10 protein-coding genes, 1 other RNA gene and 1 pseudogene are annotated in these 10140 nt (G+C 63.6%); 7 read left to right on the top strand and 5 right to left on the bottom strand.

Features of this window, described 5'->3' with window-relative positions:
• The 3 genes and pseudogenes from ACE3SN_RS14505 to ACE3SN_RS14495 all read left to right on the top strand — a co-directional run.
• Positions 1-164, top strand: a pseudogene (locus ACE3SN_RS14505) (serine/threonine protein phosphatase); the annotation flags it as partial.
• On the top strand, positions 164-1474 hold the full coding sequence (locus ACE3SN_RS14500; protein ID WP_374531191.1) for a UDP-glucose/GDP-mannose dehydrogenase family protein: 1311 nt from the start codon (positions 164-166) through the stop codon (positions 1472-1474). The pseudogene ACE3SN_RS14505 and the gene ACE3SN_RS14500, both read left to right, overlap by 1 nt.
• A gap of 115 nt (positions 1475-1589) precedes the next feature.
• Positions 1590-1940, top strand: coding sequence for a hypothetical protein (locus tag ACE3SN_RS14495; RefSeq protein ID WP_374531189.1), 351 nt, complete (start codon positions 1590-1592; stop codon positions 1938-1940).
• A 7-nt stretch (positions 1941-1947) separates the two neighbouring features.
• Here ACE3SN_RS14495 and rnpB read toward each other — a convergent pair.
• From rnpB to ACE3SN_RS14480, 3 genes are all read right to left on the bottom strand, one after another.
• Positions 1948-2366, bottom strand: an RNA gene (gene rnpB, locus ACE3SN_RS14490) — RNase P RNA component class A.
• 8 nt (positions 2367-2374) lie between these two features.
• Positions 2375-3076 (bottom strand): N-acetylmuramoyl-L-alanine amidase, encoded by a 702-nt coding sequence (locus tag ACE3SN_RS14485; protein ID WP_374531187.1) that lies wholly within the window; start codon positions 3074-3076, stop codon positions 2375-2377.
• Positions 3076-3717, bottom strand: coding sequence for a histidine phosphotransferase family protein (locus ACE3SN_RS14480; protein ID WP_374531185.1), 642 nt, complete (start codon positions 3715-3717; stop codon positions 3076-3078). Before ACE3SN_RS14480 ends, ACE3SN_RS14485 begins: the two co-directional genes overlap by 1 nt.
• A gap of 130 nt (positions 3718-3847) precedes the next feature.
• Here ACE3SN_RS14480 and ACE3SN_RS14475 point away from each other — a divergent pair, with 130 nt between their 5' ends.
• Complete coding sequence (locus tag ACE3SN_RS14475; protein WP_374531183.1) at positions 3848-4183, top strand: PilZ domain-containing protein; 336 nt, start codon at positions 3848-3850, stop codon at positions 4181-4183.
• Here the strand turns inward: ACE3SN_RS14475 and ACE3SN_RS14470 are convergent.
• The gene (locus ACE3SN_RS14470; protein ID WP_374531181.1) at positions 4174-4557 is read right to left on the bottom strand and encodes a Mov34/MPN/PAD-1 family protein; all 384 of its coding nucleotides are present in this window, start codon (positions 4555-4557) and stop codon (positions 4174-4176) included. The two genes, ACE3SN_RS14475 and ACE3SN_RS14470, sit on opposite strands and share 10 nt — an antisense overlap.
• Positions 4558-4573: 16 nt before the next feature.
• On the opposite strand from ACE3SN_RS14470, the gene ACE3SN_RS14465 reads away from it, so the two are divergent.
• The 3 genes from ACE3SN_RS14465 (at position 4574) to mtgA (ending at position 7424) form a co-directional block, all read left to right on the top strand.
• Positions 4574-5524 (top strand): RluA family pseudouridine synthase, encoded by a 951-nt coding sequence (locus ACE3SN_RS14465; RefSeq protein ID WP_374531179.1) that lies wholly within the window; start codon positions 4574-4576, stop codon positions 5522-5524.
• A 90-nt stretch (positions 5525-5614) separates the two neighbouring features.
• Positions 5615-6544, top strand: a complete 930-nt coding sequence (rpoH, locus tag ACE3SN_RS14460; protein WP_374531178.1) for an RNA polymerase sigma factor RpoH — start codon at positions 5615-5617, stop codon at positions 6542-6544.
• A gap of 154 nt (positions 6545-6698) precedes the next feature.
• Positions 6699-7424: a monofunctional biosynthetic peptidoglycan transglycosylase gene (gene mtgA, locus ACE3SN_RS14455; RefSeq protein ID WP_374531176.1), complete on the top strand. Its 726-nt coding sequence runs from the start codon at positions 6699-6701 to the stop codon at positions 7422-7424.
• 84 nt (positions 7425-7508) lie between these two features.
• Here the strand turns inward: mtgA and ACE3SN_RS14450 are convergent, their stop codons facing one another.
• Positions 7509-9998 carry a TonB-dependent receptor gene (locus ACE3SN_RS14450; protein ID WP_374531174.1) on the bottom strand — a complete coding sequence of 830 codons (2490 nt, stop codon included), beginning with the start codon at positions 9996-9998 and terminating at the stop codon, positions 7509-7511.
• Between the last annotated feature and the right edge of the window lie 142 nt (positions 9999-10140).

Raw genomic sequence — 10140 nt, 5'->3', positions numbered from 1 at the left:
CGATATTCGACGAACCGGACGTCAGGCGAAACCGCATCGGCATCGATACGGGCGCTTATGAGAGCGGTCGCCTTACCGCGCTTGGGCTTGAAGGAACCTCGCGCTGGGTTATCGAGGCGACAGAGAATCAGGGCGCGATCAGCATCGCCCAAAGGAGCATTTGATGAAGATTGCGATGGTCGGCTCTGGTTATGTCGGGCTTGTTTCCGGTGCCTGCTTTGCCGATTTCGGCCACGAGGTGGTCTGTATCGACAAGGATCCCGCCAAGATCGACAGCCTCAAGGCCGGGATCATGCCGATTTACGAACCGGGGCTGGCGGAACTCGTCGCATCGAACGTCAAGGCCGAGCGGCTTTCGTTCACCACCGATCTGGCCGAAGGGATCGACGGGGCCGGAGCGATCTTCATTGCGGTTGGCACGCCCAGTCGCCGCGGCGATGGCCATGCCGACCTGTCATTCGTCTATGCCGTGGCGCAGGAAATCGGTGAAAACCTGAAACAACCGGCCGTGATCGTTACCAAGTCCACCGTGCCGGTCGGCACCGGTGACGAGGTTGAGCGCATCCTGGCCGAAGCCAATCCGGGCGTGCGGTTCGCAGTGGCTTCCAACCCCGAATTCCTGCGCGAAGGCGCGGCCATCCCCGACTTCAAGCGTCCGGACCGCATCGTCATCGGCACCGAGGACGATTGGGCGCGCGGCGTGATGAACGAGGTTTACCGCCCGCTGTTCCTCAACAAGGCACCGATCCTGTTCACCTCGCGCCGCTCGTCTGAACTGATCAAATATGCCGCGAACGCCTTCCTCGCGGTGAAGATCACCTTCATCAACGAAATGGCGGATCTGTGCGAAAAGGTTGGCGCCGACGTGCAGGACGTCAGCCGCGGGATCGGGATGGACGGGCGGATCGGCTCCAAGTTTCTTCACGCCGGCCCGGGCTATGGCGGTTCGTGCTTCCCCAAGGACACGCTCGCCCTGCTCAAGACCGCCGAGGACTATGAAGCCCCGACCCGGATCGTCGAGGCGGTGGTCAAGGTGAACGACAGCCGCAAGCGCGCGATGGGCCGCAAGGTGATCGAAGCGCTGGGCGGCCCCGACGCGGCGCGCGGCAAGAAGGTTGCCCTGCTGGGCCTGACCTTCAAGCCCAATACCGATGACATGCGCGACGCCCCCAGCATCGCCATTGCGCTCGCGTTGGACGACGCCGGCGTCGAAGTTGCCGGGTACGACCCGGAAGGGATGGATCTGGCCGCTCCGTTGATGCCCAACGTGGCGATGAAGCCGGATGCCTATGCCGCGATCGAGGGCGCCGATGCCGTCGTGATCGTGACCGAATGGGACGCCTTCCGCGCGCTCGACCTCGACCGGGTCAAGAAGCTCGCCAGGCAGCCGATCCTGGTTGACCTGCGCAATATCTATGCCCCTGCCGATGTCCGCGCCAAGGGCTTCGCCTATTCAAGCATCGGACGGCCCTGAGGCAGCCAGGCTTCGCGCCGTAACGTAACGAAAGCTCCGTTACGGCATGAAATCCCTGCCATTTTCGTTACTAACGACGTTGTCGCCCGGCCCACTGCCCGTTAGCTAACGCGCCATGGCCCTAAGCAATGCAGAGCGGCAGGCGCGCTATCGCGCCCGGCTGAAGGAGCGTGCCGCGCCCGAGGCGCTGGTTCCGCGCGTGGTTGATGCAGCCGATGCGGCTGTCGCCGCCTTGTGGTCCTTTTTCTCTCGCCCCATGCCTGGCGGCGGCCTCTGGGCGGATACCGAAGGCTGTGCAAATCTGGCGGAATACCGCGCCCTCCTGGCCAGCGAGCCCGGCTCCCTGCTGCGTTCCTGCCGTGAAGTAACAAGTTTTGGCGCGGGTTTGCTGCCCCACGAAGCAGACGCGCTGCGGCAACTGATCGCCCTGTCCGAAGCCCTGCTGTTGACACCGCGCGGTGCGTGAGGCCCTATTCGCCAGGGGGCCTGTAAGCCGGGTTCTGTAGCGCGGACGGTATCCCCAAGGTTTCCCTGATCGGAGACCGTATCCGCACTGGCAGCCATTCCTCTCGGCACCGTGTTGCCACGCTGCTCCAGCAACCAACCCGGGCGGTCGGGCTCGAAACAAGCCTGCACTTGCGTGCGCGCCGCCCCTATTCGGTCTTGCTCCGGGTGGGGTTTGCCGTGCGAGCCCTGTTACCAGGGCCCCGGTGCGCTCTTACCGCACCCTTTCACCCTTGCCTGACAAGTCAGGCGGTCTGCTCTCTGTGGCACTTTCCCTGGGCTTCCCTGCAAGCAGGTCGCCCGGCGGGCGTTACCCGCCACCCTCGTTTCGTGGAGCCCGGACTTTCCTCGATACCCTTGCGGATAGCGCGGCTGCCCGGCCCCCTGGCGAGCGATCTATCTAGTCTTTCCGGCGTCGCGATCAAGCAGCAAGGCGAACAGGATCGCCGAACATTCGCCATCGACCTGCCCGTCGATGATGTGCGGGCGCCAGCGCCGCTGGAAAGCGCGCATCGCCGCGGCCTGGTCCGAAATGTCGTAACCGTAACGCTCCAACGCGAGGAAGAAGGCGCCGTCGTTCTCGTATGGGCTGGGCATCTTCACGCGCGGGGTGGGCAAGGTCAGGCGGTGGGCGGCAAGCAGGTCCCAGTCGAACAGCTCGCCCGGATCGGTCTTGCGCGCCGGCGCAATGTCGGAATGGCCAACCACGTTCGCACGCGGAATATCGTAACGTTGCACGATGTCCGACAGCAGCGGCAGCAGCGCCTCCATCTGCGCATCCGGGAACGGGACATAATCGAATTCGTGCCCCGGATTGACCAGTTCGATCCCAATGCTGGCCGAATTCACGTCGGTAATGCCGCGCCAGTACGACTTGCCCGCGTGCCAGGCGCGGCGATCTTCGCGCACCAGGCGGTGCACCGTGCCGTCTTCCTCGATCATGTAGTGCGCGGAAACTTCCTTGGCCGGATCGCACAACTGGGCCAGCGCCGCTTCGGCGCTTTCCATCCCGGTATAGTGGAGCACGACCATCGAGATCGGCAGCTTGCGCTGGTTCCAGTTGGGCGAAGGCGCCTCGAAGTCGATCAGCTCGTCCATCAGCCTTCGGGAAGAACTGCGCCCATTACCAGCGCTTCGTCGGTGAGCGCATATTGCAGCCCGCCGCCCTGCTTCGCCGCCAACTGGCTGAGCATCCACGCGGGCGCGGTGCGGCTGGACAGCTCGGCCAGGGACAAGGATCCATCGAGCGCTTCGCCGACCGCGGGATCGAAGGCGATCTTGGGGCCTGCCGCACGCACGACAATCTCGCTCGCGCCTTCGCGCTGCTCCGCCCCGATATCCAGCGTGCCGCCGCGCACGAGCGCGTCGATGCCGATCAGCGAGAGGTTGAGGAGTACCTTGACCGCGCTCTTGGGCAGGCTCGTCGCGCCCAGCGCCCAGTTCACCTCGATCCGGCCGTTGTTGGCGACCAGCGCATCGACCAGCGCCCTGGGTTCGCCCACAGGCACCTGTTCACCAAAGCCGCCAGCCGCGCCAAACGCGAGACGGAAGAATTTAAGCTTGTCCGCGCTGATCCGCGCGCTCTGCTCAAGCAATTCCATGCAGCGCTTGCGCATTTCCGGGTCCTTTTCCTCGGCAAGGAGTTCAAGGCCATTGGAAAGCGCACCGACCGGGCTCAGCATGTCGTGGCAAAGACGCGAACAGAGCAGGCTGGCAAGCTCGAGAGAGACGTCGGTCATCAAGTTTCCCTGTGGTGTTTCCTGCCCCATACCGCCCGTTGTCAGGCAGGGGAAGCCCGGCAGTACTTAGGAGGCCATTCACGGCTCGTTTACCAATTGGCGCAAGACTCAGCCATAAGGAGGAAGCTCCATGGCTTGGATCCTGGGACAACTCGTTGATCTTTCGGAACAAGACGAACGCCGCAGCGCATCACGCAAGAAGCTGCGACTCGATCTCACGCTCGAAGGCAAGCCGGATGGGCTGGTCCAAGTGCTCGATCTGTCGAGCACGGGGATGATGATCCATTCGAATTGCGACTTTGAACCGGGCGAAAGCTTTCTGGTTCAATTGTCCGAAGGCCAGACGGCCGTTTCGCAGATCATGTGGAAGCGGGAATCGCTGATGGGCTGCCGGTTTCTGCCGCCGCTGTCGCGGGCCGGGGTCGCGCAGATCCTGCTGAAGGCCGCGCCCCAGCCTCATGCCTGACCGAGCGGGACAAAGCCTGCCGGCCCATCGCGCCACAGGCTGACCGCGCCACTGGCCACGATCGCCCAAACCCGTCCGTCACCCGCCGCCATCGCGCGGTCGGTGACGGAAGGTTCAGCGCGGCCATTGGGGTGCGAGTGATAATAGCCCAGAACCTCCGGCCCGCCCGCCCGCGCGGCGCGGTGCGCCGCGATCAGTGCTGCCGGATCAATCTCGAAATGACGTTCCGGCTGGGGGTGAACATTGGCGCAGGGCAGCGCCGTCTCGATCATGTCCCCCTGCCCCAGCAGCAGCCCGCAAGCCTCGCGCGGATGCGCCCGCGTCGCTTCTTCGATCAGTGTGGCCAAAGCGCCACTTGTCAGCCGGGTTGCCATCCCCAAGTTGTTAGCAATGCACGGGGGAGAATCCATCATTTCCGGCGTCATAGCCGAAGCGGGCCAGCGGCTCGACAAGGCGCTGGCCGACGCCAGCGGCCTCTCGCGCGAGCGGATCAAGGCGCTGCTTGGCGATGGACGCATCCTCCTGTCCGGCAAGGTCGCGGCGCAGGCCAGCCTCAAGCCCGCTGCCGGAACCGCCTTCGAAATCCGCGTGCCCGAGGCGGTGCCCGCCGAAGCGCAGGCGCAGGACATCCCCCTCAAGATCGTGTTCGAGGACGAGCACCTGATCGTGATCGACAAGCCTGCGGGGCTGGTGGTCCACCCGGCGGCGGGGAACCTCGACGGGACACTCGTCAACGCCCTGCTGCATCACTGCAAGGGTCAGCTTTCCGGGATCGGCGGGGTTGCGCGGCCCGGCATCGTTCACCGCATCGACAAGGATACCTCCGGCCTGCTGGTGGTCGCCAAGACCGACAAGGCCCACGAAGGGCTGGCCGCGCAGTTTGCCGACCATTCGATCGAACGCGCCTATCTTGCCATCGTTGGCGGTCTGCCCAATCCCTTGTCCGGCACGGTGCGCGGCGCGATTGCCCGCTCCAGCCATGATCGCAAGAAGATGGCGCTGGTCGAGGATGGCCGCGGGAAACACGCGGTCACGCATTACAAGACGCTTGAACGCGTCACCGGCTCTGCGCTGGTCGAATGCCGGCTGGAAACCGGCCGCACGCACCAGGTGCGCGTTCACATGGCGTCAATCGGCCACGCGCTATTGGGGGATCCGGTTTATGGACGCACTCCCCCCAGGCTCAGGCCGATTCTTTCCCAGCTTCACTTCCACCGACAGGCCCTGCACGCTGCCGTACTGGGCTTCATCCATCCCGTTACGGGGGCAGCGATACGCTTCGAAAGCGTGCTGCCTGCCGACATGGCGGGGCTGTTGGTCGAATTGAGGACACCAAGCTGAAGCTTTGGTGTAGATAGAAAGCCTGTGTGGCCACCGCCGGGGGATGCCTATAAAGGGTCCCTTAAGGGTGGGCCGACGATGAAAGGACGTATGACTCGTATGCCCGAACGCAACCAGAACCTGCCGTCGAACGGCGGCTCGACGATGCCGAGCCTGGGCGGTGAGCAGAGCCTCAACCGCTACCTGTCGGAAATCAAGAAGTTCCCGATGCTGACGGCCGAGCAGGAATACATGCTCGCCAAGCGTTACCAGGAACACCAGGATCCCGAGGCCGCCAAGCAACTGGTAACCAGCCACCTGCGTCTCGTCGCGAAGATCGCGATGGGTTACCGCGGCTATGGCCTGCCCGTGTCCGAGCTGATCAGCGAAGGCAACATCGGCCTGATGCAGGGCGTCAAGAAATTCGAACCCGATCGCGGCTTCCGCCTCGCGACCTACGCGATGTGGTGGATCAAGGCCTCGATGCAGGAATTCATCCTGCGCAGCTGGTCCCTCGTGAAGATGGGCACCACGGCGGCGCAGAAGAAGCTGTTCTTCAACCTGCGCCGGATGAAGAAGAACCTCGACGCCTATGAGGACGGCGACCTGCACCCAGACGACGTGAAGAAGATCGCGACCGACCTTGGCGTGTCCGAGGCCGAAGTGGTCAACATGAACCGCCGGATGATGATGGGCGGCGATGCCAGCCTCAACGTCTCGTTCAACGACGAAGGCGAAGGCCAGTGGCAGGACCTGCTGCAGGACGAACGCCCGCTGCAGGATACCATCGCCGAGGAAAGCGAAGAGGCGCTGAACCGCCACGCGCTGCTGACCGAGGCGATGCAGTCGCTCAACGAGCGTGAACGCCACATCCTTACCCAGCGCCGCCTGATCGACGATCCCCAGACGCTCGAGGAACTGAGCCAGGAATACGAAGTCAGCCGCGAACGCGTTCGCCAGATCGAGGTGCGCGCTTTCGAAAAGCTGCAGAAGGCGATGTTGCGGATTGCCGCCGACAAGCGTCTGCTTCCGGCTGCCTGATACCTGCCCACCCCCGGCCCCTCCCGCTTGCGGGAGGGGAGCAAGGCTTGCCGAACGGATGTGAGGTCAGCCGCACCGGGGTGGGTATTCGCACCGCTCTTTGCGTAAAACGATTATCCACATCGTCCGCCCGATAGGTTAGACATCGGCGTCAATGGCCAGCTTCCTTTCCCGCGCCCGTCCCGCCGCCAACCGCAGCTTCGGCTATCGCATATCATGGTGGATCGCCCGCGCGGCGATCTGGTTCGTCGCCGGGAGCCTGGCGCTGACCGTGCTTTACAAGTTCGTCCCGGTTCCCGTCACGCTGACGATGGTCATGGACCCCAACGGCTTCGACAAAAGCTGGACCCCGCTCAGCCGGATCGACCGCACCATGGTGGACGCGGTGATCGCCGGCGAGGATGCCAAATTCTGCAGCCATAACGGCTTCGATACCGAGGCGATCGAGAAGGCAATCGAGCGCAACGCCCGCTCCAATCGCCTGCGCGGCGGCTCCACGATCAGCCAGCAGACGGCCAAGAACGTGTTCCTGTGGCAGGGCACCGGCTGGACCCGCTATGCCCGCAAGGGCCTGGAGGTGTGGTTCACCTTCCTGATCGAGAACATCTGGGGCAAGCGGCGGATCATGGAGGTTTACCTCAACGTCGCGGAAACGGGCGTGGGGACCTACGGGGTCGAGGCCGGGGCGCAGCGCTATTTCAAGCACTCAGCCGCCCAACTGAACCGGATCGAGGCGGCGCGCATCGCCGCCGCCCTGCCCGCCCCGAAACGCCGCGAAGTGGTCGATCCCGCCGGTTTCACCCGCCGTCACGGCAACACCATCGCCAAGCGCAGCGGTGTGGTGCGCAACGAAGCGCTCGACGCCTGCGTCTATCAGTAAGGCCGCGCCGCGGCCCCAACGAAAAAGGGGAGCGGCACCGCGGTGCGCTCCCCCTTAATGTCTGGGTCCGTGCCGTAAGGCGGATCAGAACCCGATCACCAGCGTGCCGCTGACGGTGCGCGGCGCACCGATCTGGGCAAAGTAGGTGGCGGTGTGCAGCAGGGTGCCGCCAACGCCGCCGACATACATGGTGTCGAACAGGTTGTAGACGTTGAGCTGGAAGTAGCTCTTGTCGTTCAGGCCCAGCGGCTCGAGACCGATGCGCGCGTCAAGGTTGACGAGGGTGTAGGCCGGGATCTTGGCGGGATAGATCGTGTTCCCACCCGAGGTGACCGGCAGGTTCTCGTCGTTGTAGTAACGCGGACCGGTGCGCTTGACGCTGACGCCGAGGTCGAGCGGACCGAGCGAGCCACGCACGCTGCCACCCCACGAGTAGGTCGGCACGCCCGATTCACGCTTGCCTGCGGTCAGCGCATAGGTGGACGAGTTGACCTGGACGTCGTTCTGGATTTCCGACTTGATGACGCTGCCGAAGGCATAGAGCGTGATCTGCGGGATCGGCTGAAGGGCGATGTAACCATCGATCCCGTACTTCTTCACGTTGCCGAGGTTGCGATAGACGGTCTTGTCCAGTTCCGGATCGTAGGCGCTGGCCAGGCGATCGTGGAAGTAGTTGTAGAAGCCCGACAGTTCGCCCTGGATGATGCCCGAACGATAACGCACGCCAACATCGACGTTGTCGGTGGTTTCCGGCTTGGGCTGGGCCTGGGCCGTACCGGCCGGGAAGTAGAAGGCGTTGTAGAGGCTGTCGGTGCCCGGCACCGAGATGCCCTTCGAGTAGCTGGCGAACAGGCTGATGTTGTCAACCGGCTTCACCACCACACCAACGTTCGGCAGAACCTTGTTGTAATTGAACACGCGCTGCTGCGGGGCGGCATAGCCGGTCACAGTATTGGTCGTGCTGTTGAAGCTATAGGGGTTGGCAGCCGCATAGGCGGCGTTCAGCGTGGCGTTCTGGCCGAAGCAATCGACGAACCCGGCAGCCGAGGTGGTGAAGCAGTAGTTCGTCAGGTTGCGGCGGAAGAACGGCGCGCGCACGCCGGCGTTGACCACCAGCTTGCCGTCCATGAATTCGCCGCGATATTCGCCGGCGATCTGGTGCAGGATAGCGAACGACAGGCGGTCGCGCTTCTGCAGGGCAAAGCCATCCGAAGTGGTGATGCCATCGTTGACCGGGAACACGTCCACCGGCTCGCCGTTCGACTGCAGATAGCCCGCTTCGCCAGTCTGGCGGTGACGTGCGCGATCATAGGTGTAGGCGACACGGATCGTGTTGGTGTCGTTGATGTCCCACTTGAGGCTGGCGATCACGCCGATGCGGTAGGTCTGGGTCTGGCTCGGCGCGAGCAGGGTCACCTGGTCGAGCGTGTCGCCGTCACCATTCAGGTCCTTGCCGAAGTAATAGGCGTTGCCGAGGTAGCCGGTGTAGCTGGTCGAACCGATCGTGCGCTTGCCTTCGCGGCCAGTGATCGTGCCGCCGCCATTGGCCTTCACGTACTGGAAGCTCGGATCGACCGTCAGCACCACGCCGTCAGCCAGCGTGAAGCGCGAGTTGACGCGGATGTTGCCGGTGTTCGACGGGTTGTAGCGGCGATCGAATTCGGTCCCACAGCTGTTGGTGGTGTCGGCGACACCAGCCTGCGGCGTATCGGTGGTGCAGGGATAGTTGAGGTAGGTGAAGCGTTCGTCCGAGTTCTTCGGGAAGCTCGCGTTCAGGGTCTTGGAACCGAAGAAGTTGTTGCGGTTCTGGTTGTAGTTGCCCGCGATCGAGATGAAGTCGTCCCCACCCAGCGGCTGATAGATCTTGAAGTTGTATTGCTGCTTGTCGATCTTGCCGTAGTTGTTGAACGGAACGTTGTTCTTGGTGCGGCTGGCAGCGAACCAGGCGCGGGTGCCGCTGCTGGTCAGGTCACCGGTTTCGACCATGCCGAACAGGCGCCAGAAGTTGTAGTCACCCATCGAGCCCGAGAACAGCACACCCTTGTCATGGCTGGGGTTGCGCGTGCGGTAGTTGACGGTGCCGCCAACGGCCGAAGCGGTCGGGCTGTCGACGTCGGTGGTGCCAAGGTTGACGTTGACCTGCTCGATCAGTTCGGGGTCAAGCTGCTGGTTCGAATAGATCGCGTAGTTGCCCGAATCGTTCAGCGGGATGCCGTCGAAGGTCAGGCTGATGCGCGAGGAATCGAAGCCGCGGATGGTCAGCGTGCCGCCCGCCGAACCGTAGGCGTCGTTGTTCTGGAAGCTGACGCCAGGGATCTGGTTGATCGTGTCGAGAATGGTCTGGCCCGGGTTCTGGCGCTGGATGTTTTCAGCGGTCAGAACGGCCTTGGCCTTCGAGGTATCGGGCGCGGACACGCCAGCGACCTGCTGGATGGCGCCGCGCGTACCCGTGACGACGATCTCCTTGTCGAAGTCGACCGAACCGGTCGACTGGGCGAAAGCGGGGGCGCTGATCGCGGCAAGACCGATGGCAACGGTGCTCGCGGCGGTGCTCAAAGCGATGTTGAGACGCATGGCGTGGTTGATCCCTGAAGCGTCCCGGGTTTTCCGGAGGCTCCTATTTGTGAGAAGGAGCTGTGATGAACGCTACAAGGAACAAGTTTTCGCCTGAGTTTCGCGACCGTGCCGTGCGGATGGTCGATGAGCATCGAGGGGA

It is taken from the genome of Novosphingobium sp., assembly GCF_041915465.1.
Taxonomy (GTDB): Bacteria; Pseudomonadota; Alphaproteobacteria; order Sphingomonadales; family Sphingomonadaceae; genus Novosphingobium.
The sequence above is the reverse complement of the archived record's forward strand: the minus strand, read 5'-3'. Positions and strand labels throughout refer to the sequence as shown.

What these genes read in the sequence shown, in the direction of transcription:
- ACE3SN_RS14500 (WP_374531191.1), top strand. Translation starts at nt 164, where the DNA reads ATGAAGATTGCGATGGTCGGCTCTGGTTATGTCGGGCTTGTTTCCGGT.
- ACE3SN_RS14495 (WP_374531189.1), top strand. Translation starts at nt 1,590, where the DNA reads ATGGCCCTAAGCAATGCAGAGCGGCAGGCGCGCTATCGCGCCCGGCTG.
- ACE3SN_RS14485 (WP_374531187.1), bottom strand. Translation starts at nt 3,076, where the DNA reads ATGGACGAGCTGATCGACTTCGAGGCGCCTTCGCCCAACTGGAACCAG.
- ACE3SN_RS14480 (WP_374531185.1), bottom strand. Translation starts at nt 3,717, where the DNA reads ATGACCGACGTCTCTCTCGAGCTTGCCAGCCTGCTCTGTTCGCGTCTT.
- ACE3SN_RS14475 (WP_374531183.1), top strand. Translation starts at nt 3,848, where the DNA reads ATGGCTTGGATCCTGGGACAACTCGTTGATCTTTCGGAACAAGACGAA.
- ACE3SN_RS14470 (WP_374531181.1), bottom strand. Translation starts at nt 4,557, where the DNA reads ATGGCAACCCGGCTGACAAGTGGCGCTTTGGCCACACTGATCGAAGAA.
- ACE3SN_RS14465 (WP_374531179.1), top strand. Translation starts at nt 4,574, where the DNA reads ATGCACGGGGGAGAATCCATCATTTCCGGCGTCATAGCCGAAGCGGGC.
- rpoH (WP_374531178.1), top strand. Translation starts at nt 5,615, where the DNA reads ATGACTCGTATGCCCGAACGCAACCAGAACCTGCCGTCGAACGGCGGC.
- mtgA (WP_374531176.1), top strand. Translation starts at nt 6,699, where the DNA reads ATGGCCAGCTTCCTTTCCCGCGCCCGTCCCGCCGCCAACCGCAGCTTC.
- ACE3SN_RS14450 (WP_374531174.1), bottom strand. Translation starts at nt 9,998, where the DNA reads ATGCGTCTCAACATCGCTTTGAGCACCGCCGCGAGCACCGTTGCCATC.